The organism is Sagittula salina (genome assembly GCF_017813235.1).
Lineage (GTDB): Bacteria > Pseudomonadota > Alphaproteobacteria > Rhodobacterales > Rhodobacteraceae > Sagittula > Sagittula salina.
Genome location: NZ_JAGISH010000015.1, coordinates 1 through 17,693, shown reverse-complemented (window position 1 = coordinate 17,693; position 17,693 = coordinate 1). Strand labels below are relative to the sequence as shown.

17 protein-coding genes are annotated in these 17,693 nt (G+C 64.9%); 9 read left to right on the top strand and 8 right to left on the bottom strand.

Annotated elements, in window-relative coordinates; genetic code table 11:
* Positions 1 to 33: 33 nt before the first annotated feature.
* The 3 genes from J5474_RS23015 to J5474_RS19305 all read right to left on the bottom strand — a co-directional run bounded on the left by J5474_RS23015 (position 34) and on the right by J5474_RS19305 (position 2,893).
* Positions 34 to 2,007, bottom strand: coding sequence for an enoyl-CoA hydratase-related protein (locus J5474_RS23015; protein WP_209363143.1), 1,974 nt, complete (start codon positions 2,005 to 2,007; stop codon positions 34 to 36).
* 297 nt (positions 2,008 to 2,304) lie between these two features.
* Entirely contained in the window at positions 2,305 to 2,517 is a 213-nt protein-coding gene (locus J5474_RS19310; RefSeq protein ID WP_209363142.1) for a hypothetical protein, read from the bottom strand.
* A gap of 55 nt (positions 2,518 to 2,572) precedes the next feature.
* Positions 2,573 to 2,893 (bottom strand): TraR/DksA family transcriptional regulator, encoded by a 321-nt coding sequence (locus tag J5474_RS19305; protein ID WP_209363141.1) that lies wholly within the window; start codon positions 2,891 to 2,893, stop codon positions 2,573 to 2,575.
* Between the two features lie 166 nt (positions 2,894 to 3,059).
* On the opposite strand from J5474_RS19305, the gene J5474_RS19300 reads away from it, so the two are divergent.
* The 4 genes from J5474_RS19300 to J5474_RS19285 all read left to right on the top strand — a co-directional run bounded on the left by J5474_RS19300 (position 3,060) and on the right by J5474_RS19285 (position 5,321).
* Entirely contained in the window at positions 3,060 to 3,929 is an 870-nt protein-coding gene (locus J5474_RS19300) for an MBL fold metallo-hydrolase (RefSeq protein WP_209363272.1), read from the top strand.
* A 91-nt stretch (positions 3,930 to 4,020) separates the two neighbouring features.
* Entirely contained in the window at positions 4,021 to 4,446 is a 426-nt protein-coding gene (locus tag J5474_RS19295; RefSeq protein WP_209363140.1) for a YeeE/YedE family protein, read from the top strand.
* A 1-nt stretch (position 4,447) separates the two neighbouring features.
* Positions 4,448 to 4,885, top strand: a complete 438-nt coding sequence (locus J5474_RS19290) for a DUF6691 family protein (protein WP_209363139.1) — start codon at positions 4,448 to 4,450, stop codon at positions 4,883 to 4,885.
* A 10-nt stretch (positions 4,886 to 4,895) separates the two neighbouring features.
* Positions 4,896 to 5,321, top strand: a complete 426-nt coding sequence (locus tag J5474_RS19285; protein WP_209363137.1) for a protein tyrosine phosphatase family protein — start codon at positions 4,896 to 4,898, stop codon at positions 5,319 to 5,321.
* Positions 5,322 to 5,744: 423 nt separating this feature from the next.
* On the opposite strand, the gene J5474_RS19280 is transcribed toward J5474_RS19285, so the two are convergent.
* The 5 genes from J5474_RS19280 to J5474_RS19260 form a co-directional block, all read right to left on the bottom strand.
* Positions 5,745 to 6,950, bottom strand: coding sequence for a FliM/FliN family flagellar motor switch protein (locus J5474_RS19280; RefSeq protein WP_245216595.1), 1,206 nt, complete (start codon positions 6,948 to 6,950; stop codon positions 5,745 to 5,747).
* Between the two features lie 154 nt (positions 6,951 to 7,104).
* Positions 7,105 to 9,786, bottom strand: a complete 2,682-nt coding sequence (locus J5474_RS19275) for an ATP-binding protein (RefSeq protein ID WP_209363135.1) — start codon at positions 9,784 to 9,786, stop codon at positions 7,105 to 7,107.
* Entirely contained in the window at positions 9,783 to 10,118 is a 336-nt protein-coding gene (locus tag J5474_RS19270) for a hypothetical protein (protein WP_209363133.1), read from the bottom strand. Before J5474_RS19270 ends, J5474_RS19275 begins: the two co-directional genes overlap by 4 nt.
* Positions 10,115 to 10,483 carry a response regulator transcription factor gene (locus tag J5474_RS19265; protein WP_209363131.1) on the bottom strand — a complete coding sequence of 123 codons (369 nt, stop codon included), beginning with the start codon at positions 10,481 to 10,483 and terminating at the stop codon, positions 10,115 to 10,117. Before J5474_RS19265 ends, J5474_RS19270 begins: the two co-directional genes overlap by 4 nt.
* A gap of 145 nt (positions 10,484 to 10,628) precedes the next feature.
* Positions 10,629 to 11,939 (bottom strand): helix-turn-helix domain-containing protein, encoded by a 1,311-nt coding sequence (locus tag J5474_RS19260; RefSeq protein ID WP_209363129.1) that lies wholly within the window; start codon positions 11,937 to 11,939, stop codon positions 10,629 to 10,631.
* 234 nt (positions 11,940 to 12,173) lie between these two features.
* On the opposite strand from J5474_RS19260, the gene J5474_RS19255 reads away from it, so the two are divergent.
* The 5 genes from J5474_RS19255 to J5474_RS19235 all read left to right on the top strand — a co-directional run bounded on the left by J5474_RS19255 (position 12,174) and on the right by J5474_RS19235 (position 17,493).
* Entirely contained in the window at positions 12,174 to 13,520 is a 1,347-nt protein-coding gene (locus J5474_RS19255; RefSeq protein WP_209363127.1) for a substrate-binding protein, read from the top strand.
* Between the two features lie 141 nt (positions 13,521 to 13,661).
* Positions 13,662 to 14,669, top strand: coding sequence for a branched-chain amino acid ABC transporter permease (locus J5474_RS19250; protein ID WP_209363125.1), 1,008 nt, complete (start codon positions 13,662 to 13,664; stop codon positions 14,667 to 14,669).
* Positions 14,670 to 14,673: 4 nt separating this feature from the next.
* Complete coding sequence (locus J5474_RS19245; RefSeq protein WP_209363123.1) at positions 14,674 to 15,876, top strand: branched-chain amino acid ABC transporter permease; 1,203 nt, start codon at positions 14,674 to 14,676, stop codon at positions 15,874 to 15,876.
* A 12-nt stretch (positions 15,877 to 15,888) separates the two neighbouring features.
* The gene (locus J5474_RS19240; RefSeq protein ID WP_209363122.1) at positions 15,889 to 16,650 is read left to right on the top strand and encodes an ABC transporter ATP-binding protein; all 762 of its coding nucleotides are present in this window, start codon (positions 15,889 to 15,891) and stop codon (positions 16,648 to 16,650) included.
* A gap of 87 nt (positions 16,651 to 16,737) precedes the next feature.
* A complete protein-coding gene (locus tag J5474_RS19235; RefSeq protein WP_209363121.1) occupies positions 16,738 to 17,493 on the top strand; it encodes an ABC transporter ATP-binding protein in 756 nt (251 codons plus the stop codon).
* Positions 17,494 to 17,693 lie beyond the last annotated feature (200 nt).

The following is a 17,693-nucleotide window of genomic DNA, read 5'->3' as shown; positions in this document are numbered from 1 at the left end:
CTGACCCGGACGGAGCAAGACGCGCCCGGCGGGTTACCGCGACAGGAAGGTTCGGCCGTACTTTATGTGCTCCGCCCATGCGGCCTCCGGCGTCCAAAAGGCGCGGTCGGGATGCGCCAGCCTCTCCAGCCGCTTCATCACCTTCAGCATTCCCCACTGCTCCGCCGCCATCATCGGTCCACCTTTCGCACGTGGAAAGTCCTGCGCCAGGATCGCCACCGCGTCGATATCTGAGGCCTTCAGCGCCATGCCCTCCGCCAGCATCCGCGCGCCTTCGTTGGCCATCGCGCCGACCAGCAACTGCACCATGTCTTCCGGCGGGATCGCGCGCGGCGCGCGCAAGCCGTTCAGAAGCCGCTTCACGGCCCCCGAAGGTTCCGGTCCGTCATCCTTCCAGTCGTAGAACCCCTTGCCCGTCACCCAGCCACGGCGCCCGACATCGATCATCAGCGCCGACCAGTTTTCCGCCGCTTCGTCCCGCTCCGCCAGCGCCAGGTCATCGAGTCCTCCCATGTCCCGCATGCGGAAGGGGGGGCGTGCCCAGCCCCAGCCTTCGACCGCCGCGTCGACCGCATAGGGATCGGCGCCGAGGTCCAGCAAAGCATCCGCCGCCCGATGCAGCGCAGCGGACAGCCGCCCCGCGATACTTGCCCCGGTGGATCGCACGTGCACCGGCACCCGGTGCATCCGCTCTGCCAGCGCAAGACCGTAGGCCGCCTGCTCCGCCGTCCCCTGCGGGCCCTGCACCACCTCCATCAGCCGGGTGGAGAACACCGGCGGCGCAAAACGCAGGCCAAGGTCGTCGACCCGGCCCGACATGGCCACCGCCCGGATCGTCCCGCGCGGTGCGGGCACTTCGCCCTGCCCGCGCGCTGCAAGCAAAACCATATCCGTGCCGCCGATCATCTCGGCGCTCTCTCCCCACTGCAGCAATTGCATCCGCGCGCGGCCCTGCTCCGCCGATAGGCCACCGCCCTTCACACCGGCGGCAAAGACGTCGCGCAATTGCTCCACCCCTTCGCACAGCTTTTCCGGATCCGACGCGCCCCAGTGCACGCCGACGCCGGCGTTCAGCGCCGCAATGGTGATCTGCATGGCCAGCGGGCCCGGCCCCAGCACCGCGATGCGGCGAATCTCAGGCCCGACGGTACCTTTGGGCAGGGCAAAGCGGCGTGCCAGGCGTTCAGCGGTGAATGCATGGCGCAAGGCCCGTGCCGCGTCCGAGGCGAGGCAGATCTCGAAAGCGTCCTGCTCCATGGCGACACCCGTCTCGAAGGGCAGCAGCGCCGCGGCCTCCGCGAGATGCAGCACCTGCGCCTCGGCCCCCTCCTCCGCTCCAAGCTTTGCCCGCTTGCCAGTCAGCGCGTCGGCGTGGGCGGCATAGTCCTCGAACATCCCGCGCATTTCACGGGTCGGACGCGGTCCCCGCCCGGCCTCGATAAGGGTCCGCGCAAAGGCCACCGCATGGGCGCGCAGGTCCCGCTCGCATATGTCATCCACCAGTGCGCGCCCCGCTCCACTATCCAGCGCCAGCGTGCCACCAGTTATCATCATGTCCAGCGCCAGCGGCGTGCCGACAAGGCGCGGCAAGCGCTGCGTCGCCCCGGCCGAGGGCGTCAGCCCCATGCGCACTTCGGGCAAGCTGGCACGCGCGCCTGCCTGGGCCACGCGGTAATGCGCCGCCAGCGCCAGTTCCAGCCCGCCGCCATAGACCGTGCCGTGCAATGCTGCTACGAACGGATGGGGGCTGTCTTCGAAGCGGGCGCAGATTTCCCGCAGGTATGGCGCCTTCAGCCCGCTTTCATACTCGGTCAGATCCGCACCCGCCGGAAAAGTCGGCCCCGAGCCTATCAGCACCACAGCCTTCACCATGGGGTCCGCCTCCGCCCGGTCGAGCGCCGCAGCCATCCCAACTCGCACCGCGTGACTGAGCGCGTTGACCGGCGGATGGTCGACACTCAGCACGGCCACGCCGTCCTCGATGGAGTAATGGATGCCTTCTGCCATGTGCCCGTCGTCCCGCCGTGTCCCGCAGCGCATTTTCGCGCTTGTTTCACGGGATTAGAGTCGAATTGACGGCTCAAGGCAATTTCCAAGGCTGGGCAACTGCCGGAAAATTCCCCGATCATGGCCCGCAAGCAAGTCTCTGCCCCCCGGGCAGTTCCGCAAACCCCAAACATCCCCCCGCCGGGCGGAGAAACGCTGGCCTTTGACAGAGCGCACCTTCGGGGCCCGCTTCCGGGGCGGAGTGTTAGACTGGCCCACCGGCCCGTTTCAATGAAGCAGCTCGTTCAAACTGGCCCGCTAGACCGGCATGTTGTCGAACCCGTCCTCGACGTTTTCGTCCACCGCCGTGGCCAGCGCTTCGCGCGCCCATGCCGGCGCCGGATGGCCGTGCAAGTCAAGTTGCGCCAGCACCTCCGCGAGATGGTCCAGAGCCTCCGTCCGGGCCTTGCCCCGCGACGTGCGCAATTCCTGGCATAAGGCTTCCAGTCTCTGGTTCAGTGCTTCGATCATGGCATTTCCTCCTGCCGGTCGCGCCCTGTCGACGCTGGTTGAACGCGCTCGGACTTCAACCGCCCGAAGCGCAGCCCGCGCAAAGGGCCGTCTCCGGCAGAGCCATCAGCCGCGCCGGGACAATCTGCCCCCCGCAACGGACGCATACCCCGTAGGAGCCGTCCGCCATCCGCTGCAAAGCGGCTCGGATGCGCGCTACCTCGGCCTGTCCCGCCTCGCCCAGACGTTCGAGCACTTCTTCACCCTCGCGTTCGACGGCCTGCTCCTCCCAGTCTCGCGAATGCTCGGATTCCAGCGCGTCTTCGATGTCGTCCAGACGCCCGCCGAGTTCGCGCAGTCTTCCGAGAAGTTTCAGTTTTTCCGCATGATGGGACATGAAGATGGGCCTCCTTTGGCATGTCATCAGGCTGCCATGAGCACGCGGCAGACGCATTGATGCAAATCAAGCGCAACTTGCCACTTGAAACACATTCTATTTTGCGTATATGTTTGCTCGAAATGAGGAGATATCCGCCATGTCTACCAGTATCACCACCAGCCAGATCAAACCCGAAGTCACGGCCTTCTTCGACGAGGCCACCAACACGATTTCCTACGTTGTGCGCGACCCCAACGGGACCGCCTGTGCCGTGATCGACAGCGTGCTGGACTTCGACTATGCCTCCGGCCACACTGACACCCGGTCTGCCGACGCGATCATCGCCTTCGTGCAGGAGAAGGGTTACGAATGCCAGTGGCTGCTGGAAACCCACGTACACGCCGACCACCTTTCGGCCGCGCCCTATATCCAGGAAAAACTGGGCGGCAAGATCGGAATTGGTGACCGCATCCGCATCGTGCAGGACGTATTCGGCAAGGTCTTCAACGAAGGCACGGAGTTCCAGCGCGACGGTTCGCAGTTCGACCAGCTTTTCGTCGAGGGTGATGCCATCCACATCGGCCAGATGCGCGCCGACATCCTGCACACGCCCGGCCACACGCCCGCCTGCCTGACTTATGTCATTGGCGACACGGCCTTTGTCGGCGACACGCTATTCATGCCGGACTTCGGCACCGCGCGCTGCGATTTCCCCGGCGGCTCCTCCGAGACGCTGTTCGACTCGGTGCAAAAGATCCTCGCCCTGCCGGACGAAACCCGCATCTTCGTGGGCCACGACTACAAGGCGCCGGGTCGCGAGGACTACGCATGGGAAACCACCGTGGGCGCACAGAAAGCGATGAACATCCACGTCGGCGCGGGCAAATCGCGCGAAGAGTTCGTATCGATGCGCGACAGCCGCGACGCCACGCTGGCCATGCCGAAGCTCATCATCCCTTCGCTGCAGGTGAACATGCGCGCCGGCCAGATGCCGCCGCCGGACCCACAGGGCAATGTCTACCTGAAAGTGCCCGTCAACAAGCTGGGCAAATAACCCTCCATCCCCCGCCTCCTGCACCGGGGCGGGGACCAACGCGAGGCCCCGTGGCGAACCGGGGCACGCTGGACAACAAGGAAACGCAAGAATGCCAATCGACTGGATCTGGGGCCTGATCGGCGGCCTGCTGATCGGGACCGGCGGAGCCGTGTACCTGCTTGGAAACGGAAAGATCATGGGCGCCAGCGGGATCATCGGCGGTCTCGTCGATGGATCCGGCCTGAACACCAAGTGGGAACGCATCCTGTTCCTGCTGGGTGTCGCCGTCATGCCGGTTGTGCTCTACCCGCTCTACCGCGACGTGGACACGCATATCACCGACAACTACTGGGTGTTGATCGCCGCCGGCCTGCTGGTGGGCATCGGCACGCGCATCGCCAACGGATGCACCTCCGGGCACGGCGTCTGCGGCATGTCGCGCCTTTCGGTCCGCGGCATCGTCGCCACCTGCTGCTACATCCTGGCCGGGGGCCTGGGTGTAATCCTGTTCCGCCACATCCTGGGGGTGATCTGACATGCTTCGCCACGCAATCGCACTGCTTTCCGGGGGGCTGTTTGGCTCCGGCCTGTTCATCTCCGGCATGACCGACACCGCAAAGGTGCAGGGCTGGCTCGATGTCTTCGGCGACTGGGACCCGACACTGGCCTTCGTCATGGGTGGCGCCATGATCCCGATGGCACTGGCATGGTGGATGCGCTCGAAGCGCGTTACCGCGCTGACCGGCGAGCCGCTGCCGCCCGCGCCTTCGAAGGAAATCGACACGAAGCTGATCGTCGGCTCCGTCCTTTTCGGCATCGGCTGGGGTCTGGCCGGGCTCTGCCCGGGTCCGTCCATCGCCGCGTTGTCCTACGGTGGCCCGGGACTTTACGTCTTTGTCGCCGCCATGGTGACGGGCATGGCCATCGCACCCTTCGTGCGGGCCCGGCTGGACAGGGCGGTTCCTGCGGAATAAGCCATTGATCATGACACCCCGTATCATCACCCCCACCTATCACGTGTCGCCGCAGATCTCTCCGGAGGACGCGGCGGCCGCGCGCGAGGCTGGCTATACCCTCGTGATCTGCAACCGCCCGGACGAGGAAAACCCGCCCGAGCTGCAATCCGAAGCCATGCGACGCGCCATCGAGTCGGAGGGGCTGCGCTTTGCCGTGCTGCCGCTCACCCACCAGACCATGACCGCCGAGAATATCCTCAAGCAGCAGGAACTGATCGAGGGCGCGGGCGGACCGGTCCTGGCCTACTGCGCCTCCGGCACCCGCAGCACGGTCGTCTGGGCGCTGGGACAGGCCTCCACCAAGGGTGCCGACGTCGTTTTGGAGACAGCACGCGAAGCGGGCTACGACCTCTCCGGCCTGCGCCCTACGCTGGAAGCACTCGCCGCCTCTTGAGGCGCAAGGACGGTAGCCGATCATCCCCGGCTGCCGTCCTTTTCTCTCCAGCCCCGATCCGTCTGGTCAGCTTCTCGGGCCGAGGCCGCCGGGTCCTCTGGATTTATTCGAGGGGCGCCGACGCTCGGCCGTTCTCCTCAGGTTTCACGCGTATCTCCGCGTGCCCACGTCGGGGTACCGCGTCCGCACCACCAATATACCGACCCCGCGCTGGTCGGCAGGGGCTGTGCCCACATCGCTACTCACGGAATTCCCTGCCCAAGGATGGTAACCGGTCGCAGGCACAGCCCTGCCAATCGCGACCTTTCCCTGGCAAATAGCTCCCGGATTGATCGCCACAGCGACTTTGCACAGGGAGCACTCCCTCCGCAGGCGCGCGCTCCACTAGCCCCCCGGTTGCCTCCGTAAACTCGGTCCCAAATTCTAGTCCTTGAAATCGATCTCCATCGGCGCGTTGCCGAAATCCATTTCAAAATCCTCAGCCGGGGCGTCGTCCGTGTTGAAGGAGCCCGCGTCAAAATCGCCGGCTTCCGCGCTGAAATCCCCTGCCTCAGCGTTGAAGTCCCCGCCAAAATCGCCGCCTTCAGTGCCGAAGTCGAGGTCGGGGAAGTCCTCAGCCATGCCGTCGCCTGCAGCGGGGAAATCCTCCTCCATGCCCCCGCCGGGCAGGGCCGGCGCATCGCCCCCAAAGCCCCCGCCAAAATCCTCGCCGCCTCCCTCCGCCGCAGCAGGTGGTGGGGCGGATATGCCCAGCGGTCCCAGAACCGGCCATGTCAGCCGCACCGCACGGTAACCATTCATCTGCCCCATGCGTCCCTTCGCTACCAGCCGCCCCGCCCCGGCGTGGATCTCCACCCGGTCGAGTGCGTCTGCAGACAGGCGCAGCGTGTCGCCGGGCTTCAGCGCCTGCGCCTTCGACAACGGCAGTCGGATGCGCGAAAGTACGGCGTCAAGCCGCGCTGACACGCGGCCCAGCACTTCCGCATGAGGACCCGGCGCCCCCTCCCCGGAGGCGACCGAAGGCCCGCGGTTCGGTTTTTTCTCCGGAAGGATGAAGGACAGCCGCCCCTTCCGTCGACCCAGCGCGAGGTCAACATCGGCGCGGAACACGCGGTAAGAGGCAGCGTCCAGCAGCAGGCTGGCGGAGCGGGCATCCTCCAGCATGGCACCGAAACGATAGCCCTCAAGCATCTGCCCCACCGGACTGTCCGCAAGCGCGGCGGCCATGCGGGTGAGTGCGCCATCCAGCAGGGGCGCAACCATGGCGGCGTCGGTCTGGGTCAGAGGGCGGTCTTCCTCTACCGGCATCTGGGTGACCTGCAGAATGGTCTGAACCTCGATAACGCCGGTCAAAACCTGCCGGTCGACGGAGGCCAGCCCCACTTCGCCCTCGGGTCCGTCGAGCAGGATCAGGAGGTCGCTGGGCACCAGTCCCTCGACCACACCATCCTGGTCGAGCCCTTCGGAGCTGACATTCTGCGTGACCAGCGCCAATCCCCAAAGCAGGTCCGCCGTCTTGGACAGACTCCGCCTGAGCGCCTTCGCAGGCGACATCCCGCGTGCCTCGTAGGCACGCTGAGCCGCTTGCGCCTTTTGGCCCAATACGTCGTCTCGTGCCCCGTCAGCCATGCAGATTCACGCCCATATCCAACTGCCTCCGGCTTTCCTTATCGGCGGATTTGGTTACCAAGCGCTTTAACGAGACGCCTTTTAGTAAAATCCTTACCCGAAAAGCTGGGGAAAACCCCCACCAAAAGACGGCCGCCCCGCCGCTTCTCGGCCGCTATTGGGCCGCCATTTCCTGCCGGATGGGCAGCACCACACGGAAAGCCGCGCCGCCGTGTTCGCCCACGTAAGAGATGTCGCCGCCCAGCCGGGTAACGATCTGCCGACAGATCGCCAAACCCAGCCCGGCGCCGCCAGCCTTCTGGTCGCTCGACACGCGGGCGAACTTTTCAAAGATCACGTCCCGCGCCTCTGCCGCGACGCCGGACCCATTGTCGATGAAGTCGATCAGCATCTGGTCGCGCTGCGTCAGGACGCGAATTTCCAGTTCCGGCTCCGCCGCGTCACAGTATTTTCGCGCGTTCGCGATCAGGTTGATGAAGACTTGGCTCAGCCGCTCAAGGTCGGTATGCAGCCAGATCTGTTCGTTCAGGCTGCGCCGCCGGATGCGCAGACGGTCGCCGTCTTCCGCCAGCGCTGCGGCCACCGCGCGGTCTATCACATCCGACAGTTTTCCGCGCGCGAGGTTCAGGCTCACCTGCCCGCTTTCCAGCACTGACAGATCCAGCAGATCGTCCAGCAGCCGTGTCAGGCGGATCGCCTCGTCATGGATGATCGAGGCGTAGCGGTTGCGGTCTGTCTTCGCCAACCCGTCGGTGTCGCGAAGGATTTCCGAAAACGCGCGAATCGAAGTCATCGGCGTGCGCAACTCGTGACTGATCTGGCTGAGAAAGGCATCCTTCTGCACCGAAAGCCGGGTGAGCTTTTCGTTGGCGGCGCGCAGTTCGGCTGCGGTGCGAGTCAGTTCGCGCGATTGCGTCTCGAGACGGGCGGAATACTCCATCATCTGCGCAGACTCGTCGGCCACTGCCATCAGATCCTCGACCGAGACGGTCAGCCCGCCCACAATTTGCCCGACCATGGCATGAGCCGTTGCCGCCCCGACGGAACCTGCAAGCTCCCGTTCAAGCCGTTGCAGGAACTCCGGCGTCGGCGTCGGGATCATATCCTCCCCGCCCTGCCGCTCCGCCTCGCGGCGGAACAGCGCCTGCGCATCGCGCGCGCCGAGGATTCGCTGCGCCATGATCATCAGGTCCTCGGTCTGGGCCGCCCCCGGCAGCCACGACCGTGCCCCTCCCGGCGCCCCCTGAACGGTAGTAAACTGCACAGCCTGCAACCGCTCCAGCGGCGAGGGGAAGGTGAACATCGACACAGCCAGGAAACCCACTGTGTTCAGTGTCAGCGACCAGAACACCGCGTGCAGCAGAGGGTCCAGCCGGGTTACGCCGAACAGGGCCTCCGGCCGCAGCCAGCCGATGCCCAGCGGTCCATGTGTGAACCAGACCTCGGGGAAAAGGGCGCCGCCGCCGAGCGAGGGGATATAAAGCGTGTAAAGCCATGTGACGAAACCGAAGGTCAGCCCTGCCAACGCCCCCGCCCGTGTCGCGCCGCGCCAGAAAATGCCGCCCAGCATCACCGGCAGCACCTGGGCCACGCCGGTGAAGGCGACGAAACCGATGGCCGCGAGCGCAGCGCCGCCGCCCGATAGCGCGTAATACAGATAGCCCAGCAGCAGAACGCCGCCAATCGACAGCCGCCGCGACAGCAGCACGACCTGCCGCACATCGCCCGACACCGACGCCGCGCCGCGCCGCAGTTCCAACCAGATCGGCATGACAATATGGTTCGACACCATGGTCGACAGCGCGATGGCCGCGACGATCACCATGGAGGTGGCCGACGAAAATCCACCGAGGAACGTCAGCAGCGCCAGCCCCTCGCGGCCTTGGCTCAGCGGCAGGGTCAGCACGAACAGATCGGGGTTCGCGCCTTCGGGCAGCAGGTCCATGCCGACCACAGCGATCGGCACGACAAAAAGGCTCATGAGCATCAGGTACAGCGGAAAGGCCCATGCAGCCATGCGTAGCTGCCGGTCGTTGTCGTTCTCCACCACCAGCACCTGGAACATGCGCGGGAGGCAGAGAAAGGCCGCCGCCGACAGCAACATCAGCCCGGTCCACCGTCCGGCATCCACCTGCCAGCGCGCCATGGGGGAGGCGTCGATGCGGGCCAGCACCTCCATCACGCCGCCCGCCAGTCCCCAGACGACGAAACCGCCCACCGCCAACAGCGCGGCGAGTTTCACCACCGCCTCAAGCGCAATGGCCATGACCACGCCATGGTGACGCTCGTTCGAGTCCAGCGTGCGGGTCCCGAAGATCACGGTAAAGACCGCCAGTCCAACCGCCACCCAGAATGCGGTACTGCTCGCCCCCGCGCCTTCGGAGTCGATATTGGCGAAGACGTCCACCGAGAGCGTCACCGACTGCAGTTGCAACGCAATATAGGGTGTGGTCCCGACCACCGCGAGGATTGTGACCGCGACTCCCAGCAGGTTCGACTTCCCATACCGGGAAGAAATCAGATCCGCCACGGAAGTGATCCTCTGCGCCCGCCCGATCCTGACGAGGCGGCGCAGGATCCACCACCAGCCGATCATGACCAGCGAGGGCCCGAGGTAGATCGTCAGGTATTCGACGCCCGAGCGCGCCGCGCTGCCCACTGCGCCGTAAAACGTCCAGCCGGTGCAGTAGATCGACAGCGACAGCGTGTAGACCAGCGGGGCGCGCAGCCATTTCACCCGGCCGCGCTGCGCGGCACGCTCGGCAAAGAAGGCCACTGCGAAGAGCAGCGCTACGTACCCCAGCGAGATCGCCGCGAGCGCGTTGAGCGTATTCACGGCCGCACCTCGGGCCGATCGGGAGCGGAGGCGCGGCGGATCGCCCGGATCAGAAGCCCCGTCGCCAGCGGCAGCGCCAGCCAGACGGCAAAGATATAGATCAGTGCCTGCGCCGTCGTGATGCCCTCGCCGCCCGCATCCGTGCCACGCCAGAGCAGCGGCAGCCACCACAGGAGCATCCCGAAAAACGGCATAGCGCAGGCCGCATCCACCAGCCTGCGGCGGCGGAAACCCTGGCGGTCCTGCTCTTCGGGTAGGAGTGGGACCGGGCGCGCGCGCCGCGAGGGACGCCCGGCGAGCGCCGCTTCCGTGTCCTGTCCGGGCGCGGTCATGCGCCCTTGAGGGCGCGTACCGCGTCCAGCACCTCGGCGTTCGAGAAAGGCTTCGTCATGAAACGGCTGGCGCCCGCGCGTTCGGCCATCTCCCGGTCCTTGGTCTGTCCGCGCGCGGTCAGCATCAGGATCGGCAGCGCCGCCGTTTCCGTGCTTTCGCGCAATTCCCGCAGGATGTCGTAACCCGAACGCCCCGGCAGCATCGCGTCAAGGATCACCACATCCGGTGCGCGTTCACGCACAGTCTGCACCGCCGTATCTCCGTTGGAATGCGAAAACACCTGCCAGCCTTCGCGCGACAGGATGAACTTGATCGCCTCGATGATATTGGGTTCGTCCTCGATCAGAAGAACCTGTCCCGTCATGTGCTCCCCCTCACCTGCCGGCCCCTGATTACAGGGTCTCCTCCCCCCGCAAGCCAGCCGAGTGTAGGACCTTTGCAGAGGTGGTGTCAAAACGCCTTTGACGCCTCGGCAACAATCTTTCGCGGCGGCGCGGAGCGCGCCCCCCTCAGCGCGATGACAGGATCGACGGTTCCCGCCTGCCGGGACAAGCATCGCGGGGGCAGACCCTGCAGGTCAGGCCGACCTCCTGCGGGGCCTTGTCCGCCCCGTGGCCGGGCGCCGGGCGCACCAGCATATGCGCTTCGTACAGCGGTTCCGCATTCGCGACCAAAGGACCCACCGGGAGGGCCTGTGCCTCTGCCCGGATCGCGGTGCCGGACCGTCCCAACTGCACCAGATCGCCCGCGAGATAGACATGCGGCCGGTTCAAAGCCTTGTACAGCGGCCAAAGGGGGCAGGCCGCGCCAAAACGCGGCATGGGAAAATCCGGCAGCGGCTTGCGATAGGACAGCACCCCCGAACCATCGCAAATTGCCAGCCCCACCGGGTCGGGCAGCACCTCGGGTGGCATGGCGGCGAGGCGGCGCATGACGCGTACCGGTTCCGCTCCGGTGAGCCCCGACAGAGCCAGCGGGTCGGGTCCGGCGCGCCCGAGGGCTTCGCGGAGGACGGCCATGGGAAGGGCCGCCGCATCTTGCGCATAGCGCTCCAGCCAGCCGCGCAAGAGCGCGCGCGCCGACGAAGAAAGCCCCCGCCCCAACCGAGCCAGGGCGGCGCTGACCGCCTCCCCCGCCTGAAGTTCGGTCTCCAGTTCAGGTACGTGGTGAGCCGCCTTCTCCAGCGCGCTGTCCATCTCCTCCTGCGGGGTGCCTGTCTCTGTGGCCTGCGCGTTGTCGGCTTCGAGATAGGTGACCAACCCGCGCGCGGTCTCTGCCAACCGCGCCGAATCCTCGTAGATGTTGCGGTGAAAACGCGCCTGCCAGTCGGGGTCGATCTCTCCCGGCTCCGCAAGGATGGAGGCGGCCGAGCGGATCGCCGTTACGGTCGACAGCATTTCATGGAGAGAGGCCGCCAGGTTCGGGTCGTGGGTCATACGGTCTGACAGCACCTCAACCGATCGTTCCAGCTGGGTTACCCGCGCCCGCGTCGCGACCAGTACGGCCGCCCAGCCGGGGAAGCGCCCGGCGAATTCGTCGGTGCGGTCCAGTTCCGCGCCGCTCTCGGGAAGGTCGGAGGCCGCCTCTCTCAGCCCCGCGATCAGGGCCGCGCCCGCACCTTCGCTCAGATGCGTGGGTTCGACCCCCAGCGCCTCCGCGAGATCGAGCAGCAACTTCCCGCCGATTCTGCGCTTGTTGTGTTCGATCAGGTTGAGGTAGGACGCGGAAATTCCGGCCGCGCGGGCAAGGTCGGCCTGCTTCATCTCCTGCGCGATGCGCCTTTCGCGGATGCGCGAGCCTGTCAATGTGTCCCGTGGCATTCCCCGACTTCCCCCATTCCCCTGCTATATCAACGGCTTTCTGCACCGCGACATAAACGTCTTTACAGTCTATCACAGTGTACTTTGCAAAACTTGACAAAAAAACCATTGTTTAAAAGCCGGTTGTTGCGCAATTTTCCAACCCTGAACCATAGTATGTTTGCACAATGGTGCGCGCGTCCCCTTGTTGAGGAGCCAGGGCGACGCCTTTCAGACAACATTGGGAGGATATGTATGTCCAAGAACAACCTCACCCGCCGCGGCGTGCTCAAGAGCGGTGCCGGCATTGGCGCAGGTGTTGCGCTGCCGACCATCTTTACCGCGTCTTCTGCGGGCGCTTTCACCAACGAACCCACCGGCAACACCGTGACGCTCGGCTTCAACGTGCCGCAGTCCGGCCCCTACGCCGACGAGGGCGCGGACGAACTGCGTGCCTACGAACTGGCGGTCGAACACCTCAACGGGGGCGGTGACGGCGGCATGCTGAACACTTTCTCCTCCAAGGTGCTCGACGGTACCGGCATCCTGGGCAAGAAGGTCGAATACGTGACCGGCGACACCCAGACCAAGTCCGACGCCGCGCGGGCCTCGGCGCAGTCGATGATCCAGAAGGACGGCGCCATCATGATCACCGGCGGTTCGTCGTCCGGTGTTGCGGTCGCCGTGCAGGGCCTCTGCCAGGAGGCGGGCGTCATCTTCATGGCGGGTCTTACCCACTCCAACGACACCACGGGCAAGGACAAGAAGGCGAACGGTTTCCGTCACTTCTTCAACGCCTACATGTCGGCTGCAGCGCTCGCGCCGGTGCTGAAGAACCTCTACGGCGACGACCGCAAGGCCTACCACCTGACGGCCGACTACACCTGGGGCTGGACGCAGCAGGAATCCATCGCAGCCGCAACCGAGGCTATGGGCTGGGAGACCGTCAACAACGTGCTGACGCCGCTGGCTCAGACCGACTTCTCGTCCTACATCGCCCCGGTTCTGGATTCCGGTGCCGACGTGCTGGTTCTGAACCACTACGGCGGGAACATGGTGAACTCGCTGACGAACGCGGTTCAGTTCGGCCTGCGCAACAAGCAGGTGAACGGCAAGAACTTCGAGATTGTCGTTCCGCTCTTCTCGCGCCTCATGGCACGCGGCGCGGGCGAGAACATCAAGGGCATCGTCGGGTCGACCAACTGGCACTGGTCGCTGCAGGACGAGGGCTCCAAGGCCTTTGTCAAATCCTTCGGTACGAAGTACGGCTTCCCGCCGTCGCAGGCGGCCCACACTTGCTACGTGCAGACGCTGCTCTATGCCGACGCGGTCACCCGCGCAAAGTCCTTCAACCCCTGCGACGTGGTCGCGGCACTCGAGGGCTTCGAGTTCGACGGGATGGGCAACGGCCCGACGCTTTACCGCGCCGAGGATCACCAGTGCTTCAAGGACGTGCTGGTCGTGAAGGGCAAGGAGAACCCGACTTCGGAGTTCGACCTTCTCGAGGTCGTCGAAGTTACCCCGGCGGCGCAGGTCACCTATCCGGCCGATCACCCGATGTTCGCTGGCGGAAACCTGGGCACCTGCAACCCGGGCGCGTGATCATGGTGGGGGCGTGGAAACGCGCCCCCGACCTTCGCGGGCGTCCTGCCCGTGCGCGACCTTCGACTTTGTCACCGACTTCTCCCGCCCCCGTCGCCTGCGACGGAGGGCTTCGCCACACTCAACCCACAGGTGGGGGCAATGGACGCAATCCTGCTTCAAATATTCAACGGGCTCGACAAGGGCTCGGCTTATGCGCTGATCGCGCTCGGCCTGACGCTGATCTTCGGCACGCTGGGCGTGGTGAACTTTGCGCATGGCGCGCTTTTCATGATCGGCGCCTTCTGCTCCGTCACGCTGCAACGCCTGCTGACACTCTCGCATGAGACCTTAGACCCGACGAAACTCGACTTCCTCGGCAACCCGTCAAAGATCAAGACGCCCTACATCGTCGAGTGGTTCGGGGCCGACGCGGGCAATACCATCATCGACTGGTCGGTGCCGCTGGCGATCCTCTTCGCCATCCCGATCATGCTGGCCATCGGCTACGTGATGGAACGCGGCCTCATCAAGCATTTCTACAAGCGCCCGCATGCCGACCAGATCCTCGTGACCTTCGGCCTTGCCATCGTGCTGCAGGAACTGGTGAAGCACTACTACGGCGCGAACCCGATCCAGACCCCTGCCCCCGACGCCCTCTCCGGCGTCATGCAGATCCTGCCCGGCGTGGTCTACCCGGCCTGGCGCGTGGTCTACTTCTGCTTCTCGCTGGCCATTATCGGTGGCGTCTTCGCCTTCTTGCAGTTCACCACCTTCGGCATGGTGGTCCGCGCCGGCATGGCAGACCGCGAAACGGTGGGGCTTCTGGGCATCGACATCGACCGCCGCTTCACCCTTATGTTCGGTATAGCCGCTTCGGTGGCGGGGCTTGCTGGCGTGATGTACGGGCCGATCAATGCGCCCAACTACCACATGGGGATGGACTTCCTCGTGCTCAGCTTTGTCGTGGTCGTCGTCGGCGGCATGGGCTCGCTTCCCGGCGCGGTGCTGGCGGGGTTCCTGCTCGGCATCCTAGAAAGTTTCGCCTCCATGCGCGAGATCATCACCCTGATCCCCGGCATCAACCAGATCATCATCTACCTCGTCGCCATCGTCATCCTTCTGGTCCGCCCCCGCGGCCTGATGGGTCGCAAGGGCGTGATGGAGTAACCCCATGTTCGGACTCGAAAAGAAAGACCTGAACCTGCTCATCATCGTCGCCCTCCTGACGATGCTGGCACCGTTCATCCTGAATCCCTTCCCGACGGACAGCGCACTGGCACAGTTCAACGCGGGCTACCCGGACCTGATGCAGCGTTTCGTGATCTACGGAATCTTCGCCATCGGCTTCAACATCCTGTTTGGCCTGACCGGCTACCTCAGCTTCGGCCACGCGGCCTTTCTGGGCGTCGGCTCCTACTCCGCCGTGTGGATGTTCAAGCTTCTGTCAATGAATGTCCTGCCCGCGCTCGTCCTGTCGGTCATCATCGCGGGCGCGTTCTCCTGGCTCATCGGCTTCATCTCGCTGCGGCGTACGGGGATCTACTTCTCCATCCTGACGCTGGCTTTCGCGCAGATGTCCTTCGCGCTGGCCTACTCGGTGTTGACGCCGATCACCAACGGCGAAACAGGCCTGCAGATCACGCTGGACGATCCTCGTATCCTCGGCATGTCCGCCACCGCCGACGGCTCCATACCGGTGACGAACATCTTCGGGCTGGAAATGCGGGCTGCCACCGACCTCGTGATCGGGCCATGGTCCTTCACATTCTCGGTCGGTTACTACCTGTGCGCGCTGGTGATGCTGGTGGCCTTCTATCTGTCGATCCGCATTTTCCGCTCGCCCTTTGGCATGATGCTGCGCGCGATCAAGTCGAACCAGACGCGGATGAACTACACCGGCCTGAACCCAAAGCCCTACACGCTGGCGGCCTTCGTAATCTCCGGCATGTACGCGGGGCTCGCCGGTGGACTGCTGGCCTGCATGGACCCGCTGGCAGGCGCGGAGCGGATGCAGTGGACCGCCTCCGGCGAGGTGGTGCTGATGACGATCCTTGGCGGCGCCGGCACGCTGATCGGTCCGGTACTGGGCGCAGGCATGATCAAGTATTTCGAGAACATTTTCTCCAAGATCAACGAAGCCACCCTGCACAGCTGGTTCGATGTCCTGCCCGACCCGATGGAAAACGGTCTCGTCTGGGTGCTGGAACACTTCGTCGGCGCGGGCTGGCACCTGACGCTGGGCGTGATCTTCATGCTGGTTGTGACCTTCCTGCCGGGCGGCCTCGTCGAAGGCGGTCAGAGGATCGGGCGGCTTTTCAACCGCACCAAGGCGGCCAAGGACGACGAGTCCGCCGCCACGAAGCCTGCGGAATAAGGAGCGCGACAGATGGGTATTCTTGAAGTCAAGGACGTGTCCAAACGCTTCGGCGGGCTGAAGGCGCTCTCCGATGTGAACCTGAGCGTGGCACAGAACACCTGCCACGCCATCATCGGCCCCAATGGCGCGGGCAAGTCCACGCTGCTGAACTGCCTCGTGGGCAAGCTGATCCCGGACACCGGCTCCGTCATGTTCGACGGCCAGTCGGTGCTGGGACGCAGCCCGCACGAGATCAACCAGATGGGCATTTCCCGCGTTTTCCAGACGCCGGAAATCTTCGGGGATCTCTCGGTCTTCGAAAACATGATGATCCCGCTCTTTGCCCGCCGCGACGGGGCCTACCGGATGCATGCCTACGAATCGGTGGCCTCCGAAAAGGAACTGGTGAGCAGGGCGCTGCAGATGCTCGAGGACGTGAACATGGCCGACAAAAGGCACATGCACGCGGCCTCGATGTCGCGCGGTGACAAGCGGCGGCTGGAAATGGCCATGTGCCTGATCCAGGAACCGAAGCTGTTGCTGCTGGACGAGCCCACCGCCGGCATGGCGCGGGCCGATACCAACAACACCATCGACCTGCTTCGCCAGATCAAGGATTCGCGCGACATCACCATCGCCATCATCGAGCATGACATGCACGTGGTTTTCAGCCTCGCGGACCGTATTACCGTGCTGGCGCAGGGCACCCCGCTGGTCGAGGATGTGCCGGAGCGCATCAAGGGCCACCCGAAGGTGAAGGAAGCCTACCTCGGCGAAACCGCGCACGCCTGACGCGGGGCGGGGAATCCCTGCCCTGCACCCTGTTGCGACATACCTTAGGTCGGGGGTCATCCCGACCGCCTCCGAAAGGACACCGACATGAACGTTCGCCCGGATTTCTCCAAACACGCCAACCAGGCAGAAACCGCCCCCGCCTTTCTCTCCGTCTGGGATATGCATTCCTACTACGGCGAGAGCTACATCGTGCAGGGCATCTCCTTCAACGTGCACGAGGGCGAGATCCTCGCGCTCCTGGGCCGCAATGGCGCGGGCAAGACCACGACCCTGCGTTCCATCGCGCGGCTCGACGACCCGCAGGTGAACAAGGGTGAGATCTGGCTCGATCACCAACCGTTGCATCTGATGCGGTCGCATCAGGCAGCGGTGGCCGGTCTTGGCCTCGTGCCCGAAGATCGCCGCATCATCCCCGGCCTGACGGTGGAGGAGAACCTGCAACTGGCGCAGATCGCTCCGCCCATTGGCTGGTCCATCGACCGGCTCTACGAGCTTTTCCCCCGTCTGGGCGAGCGCCGCAGCCAGGAGGGCGTGACGCTTTCGGGGGGCGAACAACAAATGCTGGCCATCGCACGGGCGTTGGCGCGGGATATCAAGGTGCTGCTTCTGGACGAACCCTATGAGGGCCTCGCCCCCGTCATCGTCGACGAGATCGAGAAGACCCTGCGCCACATCAAGGAACAGGGCATGACCACCGTCATCGTCGAGCAGAACGCAGTTCGTGCGCTGCAACTGGCCGACCGGGCCGTGATCCTCGACACCGGCTCTATCGTCTTTGACGGCTCGGCGGCGGAAGTGCTTGAAAATGAAAGCCTTCGGGCAGAATATCTGGCGATCTGACCGCGTCCCACGGCCCACGGGACCAAAGAACCACTTGTCTTCCGGGGCCAGGGCACGTTCCTTGGCCCCAAGTTTTTCTGGAGGAGAACCCATGAGCAAGACCTACGCGCCGTCCGAGGAGATGGTAAACACCGCGCACGTGGACGCGGCGCAGTATGACGCGCTGTATTCGGCGTCGATCGCGGATCCGGCGGGTTTCT